At 71.5% G+C, this 18,870-nt stretch carries 19 protein-coding genes; 5 read left to right on the top strand and 14 right to left on the bottom strand.

The annotated features are described in order from the left end of the window. Positions 1-5: 5 nt before the first annotated feature. The 10 genes from ACYVC6_RS10280 to hflX form a co-directional block, all read right to left on the bottom strand. Positions 6-1,013, bottom strand: a complete 1,008-nt coding sequence (locus ACYVC6_RS10280; RefSeq protein WP_460713652.1) for a sugar phosphate isomerase/epimerase family protein — start codon at positions 1,011-1,013, stop codon at positions 6-8. A gap of 31 nt (positions 1,014-1,044) precedes the next feature. Next, complete coding sequence (locus tag ACYVC6_RS10275) at positions 1,045-2,229, bottom strand: Gfo/Idh/MocA family protein (RefSeq protein ID WP_460713650.1); 1,185 nt, start codon at positions 2,227-2,229, stop codon at positions 1,045-1,047. A 108-nt stretch (positions 2,230-2,337) separates the two neighbouring features. Further along, positions 2,338-3,387, bottom strand: a complete 1,050-nt coding sequence (locus tag ACYVC6_RS10270; RefSeq protein ID WP_460713648.1) for a substrate-binding domain-containing protein — start codon at positions 3,385-3,387, stop codon at positions 2,338-2,340. Between the two features lie 64 nt (positions 3,388-3,451). Continuing rightward, a complete protein-coding gene (locus ACYVC6_RS10265) occupies positions 3,452-4,549 on the bottom strand; it encodes an ABC transporter permease (RefSeq protein ID WP_460713646.1) in 1,098 nt (365 codons plus the stop codon). Then, on the bottom strand, positions 4,546-6,054 hold the full coding sequence (locus tag ACYVC6_RS10260) for a sugar ABC transporter ATP-binding protein (RefSeq protein WP_460713644.1): 1,509 nt from the start codon (positions 6,052-6,054) through the stop codon (positions 4,546-4,548). Before ACYVC6_RS10260 ends, ACYVC6_RS10265 begins: the two co-directional genes overlap by 4 nt. Next, positions 6,051-7,307 (bottom strand): ROK family protein, encoded by a 1,257-nt coding sequence (locus ACYVC6_RS10255; RefSeq protein ID WP_460713642.1) that lies wholly within the window; start codon positions 7,305-7,307, stop codon positions 6,051-6,053. The genes ACYVC6_RS10260 and ACYVC6_RS10255 overlap by 4 nt, the downstream gene beginning before the upstream one ends. 192 nt (positions 7,308-7,499) lie before the next feature. Next, complete coding sequence (locus ACYVC6_RS10250; protein WP_460713640.1) at positions 7,500-8,708, bottom strand: ROK family transcriptional regulator; 1,209 nt, start codon at positions 8,706-8,708, stop codon at positions 7,500-7,502. A 36-nt stretch (positions 8,709-8,744) separates the two neighbouring features. Continuing rightward, positions 8,745-9,350, bottom strand: coding sequence for a class I SAM-dependent methyltransferase (locus tag ACYVC6_RS10245; RefSeq protein ID WP_460713638.1), 606 nt, complete (start codon positions 9,348-9,350; stop codon positions 8,745-8,747). A gap of 20 nt (positions 9,351-9,370) precedes the next feature. Continuing rightward, positions 9,371-10,048 carry an SGNH/GDSL hydrolase family protein gene (locus ACYVC6_RS10240; RefSeq protein WP_460713636.1) on the bottom strand — a complete coding sequence of 226 codons (678 nt, stop codon included), beginning with the start codon at positions 10,046-10,048 and terminating at the stop codon, positions 9,371-9,373. Positions 10,049-10,118: 70 nt separating this feature from the next. Then, the gene (gene hflX, locus ACYVC6_RS10235; RefSeq protein WP_460713634.1) at positions 10,119-11,621 is read right to left on the bottom strand and encodes a GTPase HflX; all 1,503 of its coding nucleotides are present in this window, start codon (positions 11,619-11,621) and stop codon (positions 10,119-10,121) included. Between the two features lie 155 nt (positions 11,622-11,776). On the opposite strand from hflX, the gene ACYVC6_RS10230 reads away from it, so the two are divergent. From ACYVC6_RS10230 to ACYVC6_RS10210, 5 genes are all read left to right on the top strand, one after another. Next, positions 11,777-12,802 (top strand): hypothetical protein, encoded by a 1,026-nt coding sequence (locus ACYVC6_RS10230; protein ID WP_460713632.1) that lies wholly within the window; start codon positions 11,777-11,779, stop codon positions 12,800-12,802. A 24-nt stretch (positions 12,803-12,826) separates the two neighbouring features. Continuing rightward, positions 12,827-13,447, top strand: a complete 621-nt coding sequence (locus ACYVC6_RS10225) for a nucleoside/nucleotide kinase family protein (RefSeq protein WP_460713630.1) — start codon at positions 12,827-12,829, stop codon at positions 13,445-13,447. 69 nt (positions 13,448-13,516) lie between these two features. Then, positions 13,517-13,897 (top strand): hypothetical protein, encoded by a 381-nt coding sequence (locus tag ACYVC6_RS10220; RefSeq protein WP_460713628.1) that lies wholly within the window; start codon positions 13,517-13,519, stop codon positions 13,895-13,897. Between the two features lie 40 nt (positions 13,898-13,937). Continuing rightward, complete coding sequence (locus ACYVC6_RS10215) at positions 13,938-14,579, top strand: VWA domain-containing protein (RefSeq protein ID WP_460713626.1); 642 nt, start codon at positions 13,938-13,940, stop codon at positions 14,577-14,579. Between the two features lie 139 nt (positions 14,580-14,718). Then, a complete protein-coding gene (locus ACYVC6_RS10210) occupies positions 14,719-15,699 on the top strand; it encodes a hypothetical protein (RefSeq protein ID WP_460713624.1) in 981 nt (326 codons plus the stop codon). Positions 15,700-15,730: 31 nt separating this feature from the next. Here the strand turns inward: ACYVC6_RS10210 and ACYVC6_RS10205 are convergent, their stop codons facing one another. The 4 genes from ACYVC6_RS10205 to ACYVC6_RS10190 are packed head-to-tail and all read right to left on the bottom strand — an operon-like array spanning position 15,731 to position 18,853. Next, positions 15,731-16,507, bottom strand: a complete 777-nt coding sequence (locus ACYVC6_RS10205) for an SDR family NAD(P)-dependent oxidoreductase (protein ID WP_460713622.1) — start codon at positions 16,505-16,507, stop codon at positions 15,731-15,733. Between the two features lie 33 nt (positions 16,508-16,540). Beyond that, the gene (gene dapF, locus ACYVC6_RS10200) at positions 16,541-17,386 is read right to left on the bottom strand and encodes a diaminopimelate epimerase (RefSeq protein WP_460713620.1); all 846 of its coding nucleotides are present in this window, start codon (positions 17,384-17,386) and stop codon (positions 16,541-16,543) included. Further along, positions 17,383-18,027, bottom strand: a complete 645-nt coding sequence (locus ACYVC6_RS10195) for a pyridoxamine 5'-phosphate oxidase family protein (protein ID WP_460713618.1) — start codon at positions 18,025-18,027, stop codon at positions 17,383-17,385. Before ACYVC6_RS10195 ends, dapF begins: the two co-directional genes overlap by 4 nt. 16 nt (positions 18,028-18,043) lie before the next feature. After that, entirely contained in the window at positions 18,044-18,853 is an 810-nt protein-coding gene (locus tag ACYVC6_RS10190) for an SDR family NAD(P)-dependent oxidoreductase (RefSeq protein WP_460713616.1), read from the bottom strand. Between the last annotated feature and the right edge of the window lie 17 nt (positions 18,854-18,870).

Raw genomic sequence — 18,870 nt, 5'->3', positions numbered from 1 at the left:
CCTGACTAGTCCTTCGTCGCGAACGCCGCGTCGAACGCCGCCTCCGGTGCGTCGAAGGCCAGCCGCCGGACGAACTCAAGTGCCTCGGGTGCGCCGACGAGCCGGTCCATGCCGGCGTCCTCCCACTCGACCGAGATCGGGCCGTCGTAGCCGATCGTGTTGAGCATCCGGAAGCACTGCTCCCAGGGCACGTCGCCGTGGCCGGTGGACACGAAGTCCCAACCGCGCCGGGGGTCGGCCCACGGCAGGTGCGAGCCGAGCCGGCCGTTGCGGCCGTTGCCGACCTGACGCTTCGCGTCCTTGCAGTCCACGTGGTAGATCCGGTCCTTGAAGTCCCACAGGAACCCGACGGGGTCGAGGTCCTGCCAGACGAAGTGACTGGGGTCCCAGTTGAGCCCGAACGCCTCGCGGTGCCCGATCGCCTCCATCGTCGCGACGGTGGTCCAGTAGTCGTAGGCGATCTCGGAGGGGTGCACCTCGTGGGCGAACCGGACCCCGCACTCGTCGAAGACGTCGAGGATCGGGTTCCAGCGGTCGGCGAAGTCGCGGTAGCCGGCGGCCACCATCTCCTCGGAGGCCGGCGGGAACATCGCGACGTACTTCCAGATCGAGGAGCCGGTGAACCCGATCACCGTCTTGACCCCGAGCCGCTCGGCCGTGCGCGCGGTCAACTTCATCTCCTCGGCGGCGCGCTGCCGCACGCCCTCGGGGTCGCCGTCGCCCCACACCTGGGCGGACAGGATGCCCTGGTGCCGGGCGTCGATGGGGTCGTCGCAGACCGCCTGGCCCTTGAGGTGGTTGGAGATCGCGAAGAGCTGGAGGTTGTGCTTCTCCAGTAGGTCGAGCTTGCCCTGGATGTAGGCGTCGTCCTCGGCGCCCTGCCAGGGGTCGAGGTGGTCACCCCAGCAGGCGATCTCGAGGCCGTCGTAGCCCCACCCGGAGGCGAGCCGGGCCACCTCCTCCAAGGGCAGGTCGGCCCACTGGCCGGTGAACAGGGTGATCGGTCGAGGCATCAGAGTTGTCCTTCCGCGAAACGGTGGTCGGTCATGACGTGATCTCCTGCCAGCTGCGGGTGTCCGAGCTCGTCTCGACCGCGGCCAGCACCCGCTGCACCTGCAGCCCGTCTGCGAAGGACGGGCTCGGGTCGGTGCCCTCTGCGATCGCCCGCACCAGGTCGACCACCTGGTGGGTGAAGCCGTGCTCGTAGCCGAGCCCGTGGCCCGGCGGCCACCACGCGGCCGTGTAGGGGTGGGTGGGCTCGGTGACCAGGATCCGCCGGAAGCCCGCAGTTTCAGCGGGCTCGGAGGCGTCGTAGAGCTCCAGGACGTTCATGTCCTCGAAGTCGAACGCCAGGCTGCCCTGCGAGCCGTTGACCTCGATCCGGATCGCGTTCTTGCGACCGGTGGCGAAGCGGGTGGCCTCGTAGACACCGAGGCCACCACCGCTGAGCCGGGCGATGAACACCGCGGCGTCGTCGACCGTCACCGGGCCTCGCTCGGTGCTCGCCCCGCCCCCGCCGAGGGTGCCGGCCGTCTCGCCCGCGGCGACCGGCCGCTCCTTGACGAAGGTCTCCAGTTGGCCGGACACCTCGGTGATGCGTTCACCGGTGATGTGCTGGGTCAGGTCGATGATGTGGGCCCCGATGTCGCCCAAAGCCCCCGAGCCGGCCTTGGACTTGTCGAGGCGCCACGAGAGCGGGGCCTCGGGGTCGGCGATCCAGTCCTGCAGATACTGCGCCCGCACGTGGCGGATCTCCCCGATCCGGCCGTCGGCGACCAGCCGGCGGGCCAACGCGATCGCCGGGACCCTCCGGTAGGTGAAGCCGACCATGGCGCGCACGCCGTCGGCCGCCGCCCGCTCCGCCGCCGCGACCATCTCCTCGGCCTCGGCCACGGTGTTGGCCAGCGGCTTCTCGCACAGCACGTGCTTGCCGGCGGCGAGCGCCGCGATCGCGATCTCGGCGTGGGTGTCGCCGGGCGTACAGATGTCGACCAGGTCGACGTCCGCCCGGTCGACGAGCCGGCGCCAGTCGGTCTCGGTCTCCGCCCATCCCAGCCGGTCGGCCGCCTCGGCGACCCGCCCAGGATCACGCCCGCAGACGACCTGCATCGTCGGGGTGAGGGGGAGGTCGAAGAAGCGCGGGGCGCTGCGCCAGGCCTGGGAGTGGGCAGCGCCCATGAAGGCGTGGCCCACCATGCCCACCGCCAAGGTGGGACGGGTGCTGGTCATTGCGGGTGCTCCGTTCGAGTGCGAGGGGTCTCGAGGACCGATGGGCCGGGACCGGAGGAGGGTGCCCGGCCCATCGGGGGTTGGCGGTCCGGCTCGCGCCGGGCCAGGTCAGGACTCGAACGCGAGGTCGATGAACTGGTCGACGTTGTCTGCGGTCACGACCGGTGCGTAGAGCTGCACCGTGCGCGGCACCTCGACCTCGACCAGGTCGCTCATCGACTTCCCCTGGACCAGAAGGCGGGCCAGCTTGATGCCGTCCGCGGCCTGGGTCGAGGGATAGATGACCGTCGCCTTGAGGACGCTGTCACCGGACTTGATGGCCTCCATCGCGTTCTTCGAGCCGGCGCCGCCGACCATGAAGAACTCGTCGCGGCCGGCGTTCTCGATGGCGGCCAGGACGCCCACGCCCTGGTCGTCGTCGTGGTTCCAGACCGCGTCGATCTTCGGCGCCGCCTGGAGCAGGTTGGCCGCGGCCTCCTCGCCGCCCTCGACGGTGAAGTCGGCGGCGACCCGGTTGTCCACGTCGAGACCGCACTCGGAGAGCGCGTCCTCGAAGCCCTGGCTGCGGTCCTGGGTCAGCGGCAGCGAGTCGATGCCGGCGATCTCGGCCACGATGGCGTCGGGGTTGTCGCCCAGCTCGGAGCAGATGTAGGCCCCGGCGGAGACACCCATGCCGTAGTTGTCACCGAGGACGGTGACGCGGGCGGCGTTGGGGTCGTCGAACTCGCGGTCGACGTTGATGACCGGGATCCCGGCCTCCATCGCCTGCAGTGCGACCGGGGTCATGGCCGCGCCGTCGAAGGGCAGCAGCACGATCGCGTCCACGCCGTCGTTGATGAAGGTCTCGACCTGGCTGATCTGGAGGTTGACGTCGTTGGTGCCCTCCGCCACGCGGAGGTCGATGTCGTCGTACTGCTCGGCGACGTTGCGGGCGGACTCGGTGATCGAGCCCATCCAGCCGTGGTCGGCGGCGGGAGCGGAGAAACCGATGACGACGGTGTCCCCGGCCTCGTCGTTGGACCCGGACTCCGCCTGCGACGTGCCGCCGCCCAGGTCGTCCTTGTCGTCGTCGGGCTCGTTGCTGGTGCAGGCGGCGAGCGCGAGCACGGAGATGCCGGCGACGAGGGTGACGCCGAACCTGCTGCGGATGGACTTCATCGTTGTGCTCCTGTGTAGAGGGATGGTGCCGAGGTGCTGCTGGGTGATGGGTACGCCGGAGGCGTCAGGTGGTGTTGTTCCGAGACGCCAACCGCTGCTGGAGGAGCACGGCGGCGACGATGATGGCGCCCTTGAGCAGCGACTGCTCGGAGAACGGGCGGTTGTTGAGGGTGAAGACGTTGGTGAGCGTGGAGAAGATCAGCACGCCGAAGACGGTGCCGACGATGGTGCCCCGGCCGCCCGACAGCAGCGTCCCGCCGATGACGACGGCGGCGATGGCCTCGAGCTCATAGAAGGTGCCGTGGGTCGAGCTGCCGGTGTTGGTCCGGGCCACGAGCATCAGCGCCGCGACGCCACAGCAGAGCCCGAGCAGGACGTAGAGCGACGCCGTGTGCCGCTTGACGTTGATGCCGGCCAGGCGGGCCGCCTCCGGGTTGCCGCCGACCGCGATGGTCCGACGGCCGAACGTCGTCCGGTTGAGCAGCACCCAGCCGAGGATCGCGATCAGCGCGAAGAGGTAGATCATGACCTGGATCCCGAGGATCTCCCGGTTGAAGAACTCCCGGACCTCGGGGACCTCCACGATCTGGGTCTTCTTGTTGGAGATGATCTCGGCCAGGCCGCGGGCGCTGGCCAGCATCGCGAGAGTGGCGATGAAGGGCACCACGCCGCCGTAGGCGATCAGCAGCCCGTTGACCAGGCCACAGCCGGCACCGACCGCGAGGGCGACGCCCACCATCACCAGCCAGTGCGTGTCCTGGGCCAGCTGCTGCGTGGCGAGCGTCGTGCACCACACCGACGCCAGGGCGAGGATCGCGCCGACAGAGAGGTCGAAGCCTCCGCCGATGATCACGAAGGTCATCCCGATGCTGACCACACCGATGGTGGCCGCCAGCCGCAGGATGGTCAGCGCGTTGTCGGTCGAGGTGAACCGGTCGCCTGTGGTGGCGGCGCCCACGACGCAGAGGATGACGAGCGCCACGATCAGGCCGGCGTTGAGGCCGGCGCTGCTGCGCAGCAGCGCGACGACCGGGTTCGCCTCGCGGACCGTCTCCTGGGCGGCGGCCTCGACCCGTGCGGTGTCCGCGTTGGTACCTCCGTTGGTCCCTCCGTTGGTTTCGGGGTTGGCGCCCGTTCCGGCGGACTTGGTGGAGTCGGTCATGCGGCTCCCCTTCCTTCCATGACGAGGTCCAGGACCCTGGACTCGTCGAGCTCGGTGGCGGCCGACTCGTGGACGACCTGTCCCTCGCGGACCACCAGGACCCGGTCGGCGAGACCGAGCACCTCCTCGATCTCGCTGGAGACGACGACCACGGCCACGCCGGAGTCGGCGAGGCGGCGGATCAGCTGGTAGATCTCGGTGCGCGCGCCGACGTCGACGCCGCGGGTGGGCTCATCGAGCAGCAGCACCCGGCACTCACGGAGCAGCCACCGGGCCAGCACGACCTTCTGCTGGTTGCCGCCCGAGAGCGTCCTGGCCGCGCGGGTCACGCCCGCAGGGCGGACGTCGAGCGACGCTGTGAGCTCGGCCGCTCGGCTCTTCTCAGCGGATCGGTTGAGGAAGCCGATGCGGGAGAAGGCACCCAGCGAGGAGATGGTGATGTTGCTGTAGACCGACTCGTGGAGCAGCAGGCCCTGGCTCTTCCGCTCCTCGGGCGCCAGTCCGACACCGGCGCGCACGGACTCCGAGACCGAGCCGCGGCGCAGGCGCTTGCCGTCGACGGTCACCGTGCCCCTGGTGGCCCGCCGCGCGCCGTACAAGGTCTCGAGGATCTCCGAGCGGCCGGCGCCCACCAGGCCCGCCAGTCCGACGATCTCGCCGGCCCGGACGGTGAGGTCGACGCCGCTGAACACCCCGGCGAGCGCGAGGTCCTGCACCTCGAGCACCACCGGTCCGTCGACAGCCGCGGTCGTGCGCGGCGGGAAGGCGTACTCGATCGCGCGGCCGGTCATCAGCTTGATCAGGTCCTGGGTGGGGGTGTCGGCCACGGCCAGTCCGGTCGCGACGGTGCGGCCGTCCTTGAGGACGGTGATCCGGTCGCCGATCTGGCGGATCTCTTCCAGCCGGTGGGAGATGTAGACGACCGCGACGCCCTCGGCGGTGAGGGCCCGGATCACTCGGAACAGGTTGTGGACCTCCTCCTGGTCGAGCACCGCGGACGGCTCGTCGAGGACCAGCAGCCGGGTGTCCCGGGAGAGCGCGCGGGCCAGGCTGACGATCTGCTGCATGGCGGGCGAGAGCGAGCCGACCGTGCGGGTCGGCGAGATCTCGGCGTGCCCGAGCCGCACCAGCAGCTCGCGGGCCCGGCTGTTGGCTCGGTGGCGCTGGGAGAAGCCGGCGGTCGACAGCTCGTGGCCGAGGAAGATGTTCTCGGCCACCGAGAGCTCGGGGACCAGGTCGAGCTCCTGGTAGATGGTGGCGATGCCGGACCTGAGGGCGGCCTGCGGGCTGCCGAAGGAGATGGGCTGCCCGTCCCAGACGATCGTGCCCTCGTCGGGCTGGTGGACGGCGGCCAGCACCTTGATGAGCGTGGACTTGCCGGCGCCGTTCTGGCCCAGCAGGCAGTGCACCTCGCCGGCGCGCACGTCGAGGTCGACGCCGCTGAGGGCCCGCACGCCCGGGAACTCTTTGCCGATCCCGGTCATCTGCAGAAGCGCGTCGTTCATCGGCCGGCTCCTTCGATGGCGGTGATGCGCTCGACCCGGGTCGGATCGGCGAAGACGGTCTCGAGGGCGAGCTGGGCGCCACCGCGCACGGCCGCGGTGAACCCCAGCCTCGACAGCTCGACCCGGGTGCCGCCCGCGTCGGGCGCGAGCACCCCGGCCTGCAGGCGTGCCTCGATCGCTGGACGCATGTGCTCGCCGACCGCCGCGAAGTACCCGCTGAGGACGATCGCGGCCGGGTTGAGCGCATTGGCCAGCATCGCCGCGCCGACGCCGACCCAGCCGCCGACCTGCTCGAGGGCGGCCAGGGTGCGCGTGTCGCCCAGGGCGGCACGCCGGTTGAGCTCGGCGAGCCGGTCGTCGATGCCCAGCGCGGGGTCACGCACCGGGTCGTCGGGGTCGGCGGCCAGGTCGAGGACCGCGCGGAGGCCACTGACCGTCTCCCAGCAGCCCACCCGGCCGCAGCCGCAGCGGCGGCCCTGCGGCTCGACGATCATGTGGCCGAACTCCCCGGCATAGCCCTGCCGCCCGCGGAGCAACCGGCCGTCGGCGACGATGCCGCCACCGACCCCGACCTCGCCGAAGATCACCAGGATGTCCTGCCGCCCCGGGTCTCCAGGGGTCGCCTCCGCGATGGCCGCCAGGTTGCTCTCGTTCTCGACAGCGATCGGGTAGTCCATCCCGAGCCGTTCGCGCAGCAGGTCGCCCACCGGTACGTCGCGCCAGCCCAGGTTAGGGCCGTGGGTGAGCACGTCACGGTCGCGGTCGACGAGGCCCGCCACTCCGACCGTCAGACCGGCGGGGGCGATGCCGCGGCGGGTGAGGTCGGCCAGCGTCTGCCGGACCAGCTCGGCGAGACGGTCAACAACCTGCTCGGCGGAGAGCGCGTGGGCGTCGAGGCCCAGCTTGTGCTCGCTGACGACCCCGCCCCCCAGGTCGAGGGCCAGGGTCGAGACGTGGTTGACGTTGACCTCGGCGCCGATGCCGCCGACCCCATGGCCGTCGAGCTCGACCGTCGTGCCCGGACGGCCCACCGCGCCCCGCTCGCGGTTGCCGGTGCGGACCAGGCCGCGGTCGGCCAGGTCGGCGACCAGGGTGGAGACCGCCGTGCGGGTGAGCCCCAGCTCGGCGGCGAGGGTGGCGCGACTGCGCGGACCGTGGTCGCGCAGCCGGCGAAGCACCCGGCCCAGGTTGGTGCGGCGCACCATCAGCTGGTCGGCGGTCGGCGGCTGCACTCCCGCGTCGATCCTGCGCACCCGGGCATCCCCTTTGCGATGTGAGCGCCGTCACCCATTTGTCAGGGCGCTGCACAAACTAGGCCGGGAATTGGTGCCGACGCAAGACTTTCGGGCCAACATTCGATCCCGGCATCGGCAACTTTCGTCGAATCTGACCGAAGTTGTCGGATATTTCGGGCACACGACTGACGCCCCACCAGCGGCCTTCGGTCAGGCCGAGCGGTTGGGGTCGGAGGAGTAGATGGCGCTGCTGACCATTCGGGCGGCACCGATCACGCCCCCCTCGTCGCCGAGCTCGCTCAGGACGATCGGCAGGTTGCCGGTGGCGAGCGGCAGGGAGCGCCGGTAGGTGACGCCCCGGATCTCGGCGAGCAGCGCGTGGCCGAGGGCGGTGACGCCGCCGCCGATGACGATCATCCCGGGGTTGAAGAACGACACCAGGCTGGCCAGCACCTGACCGACCCGCCGCCCGCTGTCTCGCATCAGCTGGACCGCCACCGGGTCGCCCTGCCGCACGGCTACCCCGACGTCCTCGCCGGTGAGCTCCTCCTTGTCGGCGAGCAGGGCGGCGAGGACCTGGGACCGACCGGAGCGGGCTGCGGCAGTGGCGTCGCGGGCCAGCGCGGCGCCCCCGGCGAAGGCCTCCAGGCACCCGGTGTTGCCGCACGCGCAGGTGGGTCCGAAGTCGTCGACCCGGATGTGCCCGATGTCCCCCGCGCACCCGTCCACGCCGCGGTAGAGCTCGCCGTCCACGACGATCCCGCAGCCGATGCCGGTGCCGATCTTGACGAACAGGAAGTCGAGTGCGGCCCGCGCGACACCCGCGTGCTGCTCGCCGACCGCCAGGACGTTGACGTCGTTGTCCAGGACGACCGGGCAGCCCAGGTCGCGCGAGACGGCGTCACGCACCGGGTAGCCGTCCCAGCCGGGCATGATCGGCGGGGACACCGAGACGCCCCGATGGAAGTCCACCGGCCCCGGCACCCCGACACCGGCCCCGCTGAGCCGGTCCACCCCCGCCTGCGCCATCACCTCGCGGACGACCTCGAGGGCGAGGGCGAGCACCACCTCTGGTCCCTGCCGGATGTCGCAGTCGCGGTGCTGCACGGCGAGCGTGGTCAGCCGGCCGTCGGTAACGCCGACGGAGAGACCGGTGGCGCCGATCGAGATCCCGGCGAAGCGGATGTCCGGGGAGAGGTCGATCAGTGTGGAGCGCCGACCGCCGCGGGAGGCCGCCGGGCCGGCCTCGACCGCCAGGCCGAGCTCACCGAGCCGGTCGATCTCCGCGCCCAGCGTCGTGCGGGACACCTGGAGCAGGTCCGCCAGCTGGGCCTTGGAGAGCGGGCCCTGGTCGCGCAGGTGCGCGAGCAGCCGCGCCTGCATCGGGCTCTCGGCCCGACCCGCCAACGAAGGAGGCACGCGCGCATCCTTGCATCCCGGTGACCGAGGGGCGGCTCAGGCCGAGGGAGTGCGCAGCACGCTGACCGCGAAGTCCGCCTCACCGTGCCACGCCCGCAGGTCCCAGGTGGCGAAGCGGTGCTCGAGACGCAGCCCGGCCCCGGCGACCGCGCGGTCGAAGGTGTCGAGCGACAGCTCGCGGTGGATGTGGAAGCCGGTCACGACGAAGCCGTCGGCGCGGACGTGTGCGGCCACCCGGCGCAGCGCGTCGGCCTCGGTGCCGGGCGCCAGGAACACCATCACGTTGCCGGCGAGCACGGCCCCGTCGAAGGGGTCGGCCTCCCCGGCCGCGGCCAGGTCGAGCTCGGTGATGTCGGCGACCAGCCAGCGCGGACCGGGGTGGTCTGCCTGCGCGGCCTCGATCAGCACCGGGTCCGCGTCGACCCCGACGACCGTGTGGCCACGCGCGTGCAGCGCGGAGCCGACCCTGCCGGTGCCGCACCCCGCGTCGAGGACGCGCGCCGCCGGCGGCAGCATCGCGTCGACCATCCGGGCCTCGCCGGCCAGGTCGTCGCCCGCGGCGGCCATCCGGCGGAACCGCTCGACGTACCACTCCGAGTGCCCCGGCTTGGTGTCGGTCACCCATCGTGTCGGCTTGGCCACCCAGCCAGCCTACGACCGCCCTACGAGGGGTGGCGCAGCCCGGCGAGCCGCCTCTCGACGTAGTCGCCGAAGGCGGCGTGGCCGGAGGCGGTGAGGTGCAGCCGGTCGTCGAGGTAGTCCAGGTCGAGGCCGACGGTGGACACGTAGTCCACGCCGTAGCCCTCCGACAGGTCCGCCAGCAGCGCGTCGACGTGCGGGACCCGGGCCGCCCGCGAGGGTGCGCTCGCGGGGCCCACGACCACCACCCGGGGCACGTCGGCCGCGCGGAGCACCCGCATCAGCCGGGCGTAACCGGCGCGGATCTCCCAGTCGGAGTGGTCCCAGTCGTTGAGCCCACCCTCGACCACGACCAGGTCGGCACCCGTCACGACCGCACCTGCCCGGTCGGCGAAGGAGACCCGGCCACACGGCGATGCCAGGGCACTGAAGCCGGAGCCTGAGAAGCCCGCGACGTGCACCCGGCCGTCGAGCCTCGAGGGCCAGGACCCGGCCGGTTTCGCCAGGCCGAGCCCGACCGACCACGAGTCGCCGATGACGACCACCCGCTCGCCGGTGCCGCTAACCTGCCCCGCCCGGGCGGTCGCGTCAGCGGCGTGCCGGTCACACCTGGGCAGGCCGGAGCCGAGCGCCTGGGTGGCGGCGACGTAGGAGAGGCCGACCACGAGGGCGCCGGTCAGCAACGCGACCCGGATCCGCACGGCGCAAGTGTGCGGACCGGATCAGCCCGACCCCATGGCACGTTCGGGTGGTTCCGGGACTACGCCGGGACTAGACCGAGTAGGACGCGAGCTCGCCGGCCAGGTCGGCGTTGGCGCGGCCGGCGACGACCGTGCCCTCGGCGGTGTGCTCCATCGAGTCGATCTCGCCCTGCTGGTGGATCTTGTTGATGAGGTCGCCACGCTCGTAGGGCAGCAGCGCGGTGAAGGCGACGTCGGGCCGCGGCAGCTCGCCCTCGACCAGCTCGCGCAGCGCGTCGATGCCTTGCCCGGTGCGGGCGCTGACCACGATCGAGTGCGGCTCGGCGCGCTGCAACCGGGAGAGCACGTGCGGGTCGGCGGCGTCCGCCTTGTTGATCACGATGATCTCGGGGACCTTGCTCGCGTCGACCTCGGCGAACACCTCGCGCACCGCCGAGATCTGGCCCTCCGGGTCGGGGTGGGAGCCGTCGACGACGTGCAGGATCAGGTCGGCGTCGGCGACCTCCTCCAGCGTCGAGCGGAACGCCTCGACGATCTGGTGGGGGAGGTGCCGGACGAACCCGACGGTGTCGCTCAGCGTGAAGACCCGGCCGTCGGAGGTCGTCGTACGCCGCGTCGTGGGGTCGAGGGTCGCGAACAGCGAGTCCTCGACGAGCACGCCTGCGTCGGTGAGGCGGTTGAGGAGCGAGGACTTGCCGGCGTTGGTGTAGCCCGCGATGGCGACCGCGGGGATCTGGCGGGCCTTGCGCGTGGAGCGTTTGGAGACGCGGGTCTTCTTCATCTCCTTGAGCTCGCGGTTGAGCTTGGCGATCTTGGTGTTGATGCGGCGGCGATCGGTCTCGATCTTGGTCTCACCGGGGCCACGGCCACCGATCCCGGCGCCACCGGCGACCCGGCCACCCACCTGACGGGACAGGTTGCCGCCCCAGCCGCGCAGCCGCTGCTTCATGTAGTTGAGCTGGGCGAGCTCGACCTGCGCCTGCCCCTCCTTGGACTTCGCGTGCTGGGCGAAGATGTCCAGGATCAGGGCGGTGCGGTCGACGACCTTGACCTTGAGCCGGTCCTCGAGGTTCCTCAGCTGGCTCGGCGCCAGCTCGCCGTCGCAGATGACCGTGTCGGCGCCGGTCGCCTCGACGATCTCGCGGATCGCCTCGACCTTGCCGCGGCCGACGTAGGTCGCCGGGTCCGGCGACTGGCGCCGCTGGTAGATCGCCTCGAGAACCTGGGAGCCGGCGGTCTCGGCGAGCAGGGCGAGCTCGGCCATCGAGTTGTCGGCGTCCTCGACCGTGCCCTCGGTCCAGACGCCGACCAGGACGACCCGCTCCAGCCGCAGCTGGCGGTATTCGACCTCGCTGATGTCCTCGAGCTCGGTGGACAGCCCCGCGACCCGGCGCAGGGCGTGCCGCTCGGCGAGCTCCATCGCACCGACGGTGGGCTCGTCCTCGGGGTCGCCCCCCTCGTCGAGTCCGGAGTCCCAGTCCTGGGTCGCCTCGAGATCGGCCTCGAGGTTGAAGTCGGGGTCGATCTCGATGGTGCTGTCGGTCTCGTGGCCGATCTCATGTGCGTTCGTCATACAGGCTCCAGCGTACGGTCGCGTCCCCAGACGCGCACCGCCATTCCTGAGCAGCCCATCTGGGCTATGTACTCCCCAGCCGGGTGGGGGCTAGCGTCGCGAGCCACGCCTGGGCGAGAAGACGAGAAGACCTGGGATTCGATTAGGGAGCACTCGTGATTCGTCGGATCGGCCTCAAGGGCCTGGCCGGGACCATCGCCGGCGCTGTCGCACTGGGGCCGGCGCTCGCCCTCGGGCTGACGTCCGCCGCGGGCGCAGCCGCGAGCGCGATGGCGCCGGCACCTCCCATCAAGGTGACCCAGACCGTGTCGGACACGGCCCCGTTCGGCAACTCGGTCACCTGCAACGGAGGCGGCATACCGACCGAGAACCACTTCTACCGACGCTTCGACCTGGCCGGGGCCCACGGCGCGTCCCAGGGTTTCGTGGTCTCGCAGGTCACCCTGGCCGTCGAGGCGTCGGAGGGCGGGACCAAGCCGGGCAGCGTCAAGATCTCGGCGATCGACGCGGCCGACGCGTTCACGCTGGCCAACCTCGAGCCGATCTCGAACACCGCGGTCAACCTCGCCTCGGTCGCCGACGGAACGATCCTCCCCGTGCCCGTCAACGCGACCGTGCCTGCCGGCAAGCAGATGGTCCTCGAGGTCCAGGTCGACGGTGGCACGCCGGGCTTCTGGTTCCCGGGCTCGAACAACCTCGGCGAGACCGCTCCGACCTACCTCCGTGCCGACGACTGCGGCGCCACCCAGCCGACCGCGGTGAGCACGCTCGGGTTCCCGAACATGCATCTGGTCCTGTTCGCCAACGGCAAGGCGGTCGAGTGCCTCAACGCCGAGACCGCCGTCACGTCCGCGACCGCGGCGGTCACCCAGGCGACAGCTGTCGTGGCGAAGGCGAAGAAGAAGCTCAAGAAGGCCAAGAAGCAGCTCAGGAAGGCCATCAAGAGCGGCGACGACACGGCGATCGCCAAGGCGAAGAAGAAGGTCAAGAAGGCGAAGAAGAAGCTGAGGGCGGCCAAGAAGGCGCTCGCGGCCGCGAAGGCAGCGCTCGCTGCGGCCACGCAGTCGGCCGCCGTCGAGTGCGCGCAGCCGGCGCTGCCGGCGGCCGCCCGACCGTCGCCCGCCACACCCGGCGTCACCGGCGCGGCGAAGCAGGGCTTCTCCTTCTCCACCGTGGGCTGACCTCTGGCAGCACATCGCCAGATCATGGGCGTCCGGCTCTCCGCTGATGGCGGAGAGCTGGACGCCCTTCTGCGACCCGGAGTACGAATGCTCGGCATCACCGGGGCCCCCGGCGCGGGCAAGTCGACCGTGGCGGCGGCGCTGGTCCGCGGGCACGCCGCGGTGAACGTCCCGATGGACGGCTTCCACCTCGCGGACGTGGAGCTCCGGCGGCGCGGGCTGCTCGACCGCAAGGGCGCGCCGGAGACCTTCGACGCGGAGGGGTACGCCGCGATGCTTGCCAGGGTCCGGGCCCGCGGGGAGCTCGTCATGGCCCCCACGTTCGACCGGGAGATCGAGCAGCCGGTCGCCGGCGCCATCCCGATCCCGGCCGAGGCTGTGTTGGTGGTGACCGAGGGCAACTACCTGCTGCTGGACGAGCCGCGGTGGCACGCGGTGCGCGCCCAGTTGGACGCCGTCTGGCACGTCTGTCTCGAGGAGACCGTGCGGCTCGAGCGGCTGGTCGCCCGGCACGTTCGCTTCGGCAAGTCCCCGGACGAGGCCCGGGCGTGGGTCGCCCGGGTCGACCAGCCCAACGCCGTACTCGTCGAGGCGGCCGCCGAGCGGGCCGACCTGGTCATCGACCTCACCGACTGGACCGGCTGACACGGCGGGCGCATCAACTGCGTACCCGCATTATTTGCGTAGCCGCAGTTTATGCGGTAACGTCTGCTCATGACGCCAGACCCGAAGCACCTGGACGCGGTCCACCAGGCCCTCGACGCCGCCGCCGGGCTCGACCCCGACGAGGCCCTCCCGCACCTGCGGGAGGCCGCCGACCGGCTCACTCAGCTGATCGACGAGTCGATGGCCGAGGCGGTGCTGCAGGGCAAGGCGTCGCTGCGCTCGGCCGGAGCGGCGGCGGGTCTCACCGAGAACGCCGTGCCACCCCGGTTGGCCCGCACCCAGACCCTCGGCGCCTACGCCAACGAGGAGGGCCGGGTGACGGCCGCCGGAGTGGAGCGGGCGAAGTACGACCACGAGTCCGGTACGCCGCGTCCGGCCCCGGCTCCCGCAGCAGCACCCATGCGGTTCAGACCGCGCCGATCCAGCTGACCTGCTGGACCGGGACCCGCCACCAGGCAAGGAGATCGCGATGACCCGTTCCGACCTGACCCACCTCTACTTCCTCCTCGACCGGAGCGGGTCCATGCAGTCCATCAAGTCCGACATCGAGGGTGGCTTCGCCGCCTTCGTCGACGAGCAGCGCAAGGGCCCGGGCGAGTGCCTGGCGAGCCTGTCCCAGTTCGACGACGTCTACGAAGTCGTCTACGTCGACAGGCCGGTGGCCGACGTACCGCCCCTCGACCTCAGGCCACGCAACATGACCGCGCTTCACGACGCGATGGGCCGGCTCATCACCGACGCGGGCGACAAGCTCGCCGCTCTGCCCGAGGACCAGCGTCCCGGAACCGTCATCGTCGCGATCATGACCGACGGCCTGGAGAACGCGAGCAAGGAGTGGCACGCGCCGCAGGTCAAGGCGCTCGTCGAGCAGCAGACCGGCCACTACGGCTGGGAGTTCCTCTACATGGGCGCCGACCAGGACGCGGTCGAGGTCGGCGCCGGGCTCGGCATCGCGGCCGCCAACTCGGTCACCTACTCGCGCGGCAAGGCCAAGGAGGCGATGGCGATGGCCGCCGGCAAGATCGGCGGCCTGCGCGCGGAGCGGATGGCCAACCCGGCCGCCGCGATGCCGGCGTTCACCGAGGAGGAGCGGCGGTCCCTGGCCGAGTGACCGGCACCTGCCCCACGAATGACGCACCTGGTGCGTGATTCGTGGGGCACGTCCATCCACAGCCCCGGCCGACGAGCTGCCATCCACATCGCACGTACGACAACGTCCCGCATGGCAACCGAGACGCGACAGTCACGGCATGGACCTCAAGGAGATGCACCGCCTGCTGCGGAGCCAGGATGGCGTGATCACGCGCGCTCAACTGCTCGGACTCGGCGCGAAGCAGAACGACCTCGACCGGATGGTGCGCCGACGCGAGTTGAGCAGGGTCCTCGCCGGCGTGTACGTCGAGCACACGGGCGAGCCCACCTGGCGGCAGCGAGCGTGGGCGGCCGTCCTGGCCTACGCACCCGCCGCACTGGCCGGCAGGTCCGCCCTGCAGGCCGAGGGGGTCCGCGGACACGATGCCGCCGCGTCTGCGCCCATCGTCATCTGCGTCGACCGGCGACGCAGCATCCGCCGTCGCAGCGGCATCCACGTCACGTTCGTCAGCAACTTCGAGGAGCGGTGCCGGCTGGACAGATCACCGCCGCGGCTACGGGTGGACCACGCCCTGGTCTACGAGGCTGCCTCCCGGGACCGACCGGATTCGGCTCTCGCAGTGCTGGCCGACGCTGTGCAGCAAGGAGTGACCACACCAGCACGGCTGGCCTCGACGTTGGAGATGCATCCGACGCTCGGGCACCGACGCCTGCTCACGGAGATCCTGCGAGACGTCGCCGCCGGCACGTACTCGGTGCTCGAGCACCACTACCTCGTCGACGTCGAGCGGCCTCATGGTCTCCCGGTCGGGAACCGTCAACGCCGGGTGAAGCCCGGCAAAGCGGTGGCCTACCGAGACGTCGACTACATCGAGCTCGGGACCGGCGTCGAGCTCGACGGCCGGGTCGGACATGAGGAGACACTCGACCGTTGGGGAGACCTCGCGCGGGACCTGGACGCCGCGACAACGGGCCAGCTCACGCTCCGCGCGGGATGGGGTCAGGTTCTCGAGCCGTGTCGACTGGCGGGCATCGTCGGCGAGGTACTGACGTCGCGCGGCTGGACAGGTGAGCTACGGCCCTGCGGTCCCGGCTGTCAGGCAACAGACCGCCCCACGAACCACGCACCAGCTGCGTGAATTGTGGGGCGGTCGCCGCACCTGTGGCTGTCTACTTGGGTGGCATCCGGATGCCGCCGTCGACCCGGATGACCTCGGCGTTCATGTAGGAGTTGGTGAGGCACTCGATCACCATGCTGGCGAGCTCGTCCGGCACCCCGAGACGCTTGGGGAACAGCACGCTCTCCCCGAGCTTGGCCTTGAACGCCTCCGACTCCGGGCCCTCGCCGTAGATCGGGGTGTCGATCAGGCCGGGCGCGACGGTGTTGAGCCGGATGCCCGAAGCGGACAGGTCGCGCGCCACCGGCAGGGTCATGCCGACGACGCCGCCCTTGGACGCGGAGTAGGACGCCTGGCCGATCTGCCCGTCGAACGCCGCCACGCTGGCCAGGTTGACGATCGCGCCGCGCTGGCCGTCGGCGTCCGGCTCGTTGCGGCTCATCACCGTCGCGGCCTGACGGACCATGTCGAAGGTGCCGATCAGGTTGATCGCGATCACCTTGGTGAAGGCGCCGAGGTCGTGGGCGGACTCGATCTGGCCGTCGCGGCCGATGGTGCGCTGGGCCCAGCCGATGCCGGCCGAGTTGACGACTGCGCGCAGCGGCGCGATGTCGGCGGCGGCGTTGACGGCCGCGGTGATCTGGTCGGTCTGGGTGACGTCGACCTGGGCGAACACGCCGCCGATCTCCTTGGCGAGCTCCTCGCCCTTGTCGGCCTGCAGGTCGGCGACGACCACGACCGCGCCCTTGGCGGCGAGCTGACGGGCACATGCCGCTCCGATGCCCGACGCACCCCCGGTGACGATCGCACTGGCTCCGTTGATGTCCATGGATCGGGAGCGTAGTGGGGCGCCGTGCCAGCCCTACAGGTCGGTCTGGCCCGACGCCACGACGACCGCCGGGCCGGTGAGCAGCACCCGGTCGTCGGCGGTCCAGGTCACCGACAGCGTGCCGCCGGGTACGTCGACCCGGTAGGTCACGTCGGAGTCGCGGGGCACCCCGTCGGCCACCGCCGCGGCGACCATCACGGCGCAGGCACCGGTGCCGCAGGACCGGGTCTCGCCGGAGCCGCGCTCGTGCACGCGCATCGCGACGTGGCGCGCACCCCGGCGGACGACGAACTCGACGTTGACGCCCTCGGGGTAGACGGCCGGGTCGTGTCCGGGCGCGAGGAGCAGAGGACCGGCGTCGTCGAGGGAGGTCACGAAGGCCACGGCGTGCGGGTTGCCCATGTCGACGTGCCGGGCGCCGAGCTCGAGGTGGCCGACCGAGACCAGGGTCTCGCCGAGCACCTTCGGGGCACCCATGTCGGCGGTGATCAGGTCGCCGTCGACGGTGAGGATCTTGACCCCGTCGCGGGTGCCGACCGGGATCGGCGCCGACGGGTCGGCGAGCCCGGAGTCGACCAGGTGCCGGGCGAATAGCCGAATGCCGTTGCCGCACATCTCCGAAAGCGACCCGTCGGAGTTGCGGTAGTCCATGAACCACTCCGCCTGCTGCCCGCGCGAGCCCTCGGAGCAGCCCAGCGCGTCGTACGCCGCGGTGCGGATCACCCGCAGCACGCCGTCGCCCCCGATGCCGGCCCGCCGGTCGCACAGCGCGCGCACCCGCTCGGTGGGCAGGTCGCCGTGGAGCGTGCCGTCATGGTCGGGGAGCAGGACGAAGTCGTTCTCGGTGCCGTGCCCCTTGAGGAAGGGGTAGGAGGTCATTGTGTGTAGAGCCCCCGCGAGTAGGTGCTCTCGTCGTAGTAGTCGTCGAGCTGGGCGATCGACATGCCGGCCGGCTCGACCTGGCTCGCGATGACCGCGCGCCGGGGGACGGTGGCCTCGGGGTCCCAGGTCTCCGGCTTCCAGAGGCCCGAGCGCAGGAACGCCTTGGCGCAGTGGAAGAAGATGTCGTCGATCTCGACGACCACGGCCAGGAGCGGCCGGTGTCCCTTGACGACCATGTCGTCGAAGAACGGCGCGTCGCTGACCAGGCGGGCGCGGCCGTTGATCCGCAGGGTGTCCCCGCGGCCCGGGATGAAGAAGGTCAGGCCGACGTGCGGGTTGGCGAGGATGTTGCGGTAGCCGTCGGCCCGCTTGTTGCCCGGGCGCTCCGCGATCGCGATGGTGCGGTCGTCGATGACGTGCACCAGCTGACCGGGCGGGTCGCCCTTGGGCGAGGCGTCGCAGCCGCCCTCGGCGTCGGAGGTCGCCATCACGCAGAACGGCGAGGCGGCCAGCCAGTCGCGGTCGACGTCCAGTAGCGCCGGGCGGCCCTTGTTGGCGGCGCGCTCGCCCGGCGTGCCGAGCAGGTCGACGAGCTCGTCGACGGTGTCGATCGAGGTGAAGGTGCCGGGGTCGTCCACCTGACAAGGGTAGGGGTCAGCGCAGGCCGGGGTGTCCCTTGGCGAGCGCCGGCAGCAGCAGCGACCGCGGCGTCACCTGGGCGAGGGCGGCGGTGATCCGGTTGGCCGCGCCGGGGATCGCCACCAGCCGGCCCTTGTCCATGGCGTCGACGGCGACCCGCGCGACCTCGGCCGCGTCGACCCACATGACCTTGGGCAGCGCCGACTCGGCGTCCTCCTTGGAGAAGCCGGCCCGCTCCCCGAAGCCGGTGTGCACCGGCCCCGGGCACAGCGTGGTCGCGCTGACGCCCGAGCCGCGGAGCTCGCCGGCGAGGCTCTGGGTGTAGGACAGCACGAACGCCTTGCCGGCGCCGTAGCCCGCCTGGCCGGGCAGCGGCTGGAAGGCCGCCGTGCTCGCCACGTTGAGGATCGCGCCGCGACCACGCCGCACCATGCCGGGCAGGAGGCGGCTGCAGAGGTCGACCACGGCCACGACGTCGACCTCGACCATCTGCATCTCGGCCTCGGGGTCGGACTTCGCGACCGGGCCCAAGGTGGAGAAGCCGGCGTTGTTGACCAGTACGTCGGCGGTCAGGCCGAGCTCGGTGACCCGGTCGAGCAGGCCGGCCCGCGCCGGGCGGTCCGCGAGGTCCGCGGTCAGGACGGCGGCCCGACCGCCCCTGCTCTTGATCTCGGCGGCGAGCGCCTCGAGCTTGTCGGCCGAGCGGGCGACCAGCGTGACGTGGTGGCCGCGGCCGACGAGCTGGCGGGCGATCTCCGCACCGATGCCCTGGGATGCACCGGTGACGACGCAGGTGCGGTCCGCACCGGGCAGGGGAAGGCTCATGACCGGACGGTAGCCGC

This window comes from Nocardioides dilutus (genome assembly GCF_054779555.1).
This window is presented reverse-complemented; position numbering and strand designations above follow the sequence as displayed.

Excerpts from the sequence above, each read along its gene's own strand:
- ACYVC6_RS10265 (WP_460713646.1), bottom strand. The coding sequence starts at position 4,549 with ATGACCGACTCCACCAAGTCCGCCGGAACGGGCGCCAACCCCGAAACC.
- ACYVC6_RS10225 (WP_460713630.1), top strand. The coding sequence starts at position 12,827 with ATGGGCGTCCGGCTCTCCGCTGATGGCGGAGAGCTGGACGCCCTTCTG.
- hflX (WP_460713634.1), bottom strand. The coding sequence starts at position 11,621 with ATGACGAACGCACATGAGATCGGCCACGAGACCGACAGCACCATCGAG.
- ACYVC6_RS10205 (WP_460713622.1), bottom strand. The coding sequence starts at position 16,507 with ATGGACATCAACGGAGCCAGTGCGATCGTCACCGGGGGTGCGTCGGGC.
- ACYVC6_RS10280 (WP_460713652.1), bottom strand. The coding sequence starts at position 1,013 with ATGCCTCGACCGATCACCCTGTTCACCGGCCAGTGGGCCGACCTGCCC.
- ACYVC6_RS10215 (WP_460713626.1), top strand. The coding sequence starts at position 13,938 with ATGACCCGTTCCGACCTGACCCACCTCTACTTCCTCCTCGACCGGAGC.
- ACYVC6_RS10190 (WP_460713616.1), bottom strand. The coding sequence starts at position 18,853 with ATGAGCCTTCCCCTGCCCGGTGCGGACCGCACCTGCGTCGTCACCGGT.
- ACYVC6_RS10260 (WP_460713644.1), bottom strand. The coding sequence starts at position 6,054 with ATGAACGACGCGCTTCTGCAGATGACCGGGATCGGCAAAGAGTTCCCG.
- ACYVC6_RS10210 (WP_460713624.1), top strand. The coding sequence starts at position 14,719 with ATGGACCTCAAGGAGATGCACCGCCTGCTGCGGAGCCAGGATGGCGTG.
- ACYVC6_RS10275 (WP_460713650.1), bottom strand. The coding sequence starts at position 2,229 with ATGACCAGCACCCGTCCCACCTTGGCGGTGGGCATGGTGGGCCACGCC.
- ACYVC6_RS10220 (WP_460713628.1), top strand. The coding sequence starts at position 13,517 with ATGACGCCAGACCCGAAGCACCTGGACGCGGTCCACCAGGCCCTCGAC.
- ACYVC6_RS10270 (WP_460713648.1), bottom strand. The coding sequence starts at position 3,387 with ATGAAGTCCATCCGCAGCAGGTTCGGCGTCACCCTCGTCGCCGGCATC.
- dapF (WP_460713620.1), bottom strand. The coding sequence starts at position 17,386 with ATGACCTCCTACCCCTTCCTCAAGGGGCACGGCACCGAGAACGACTTC.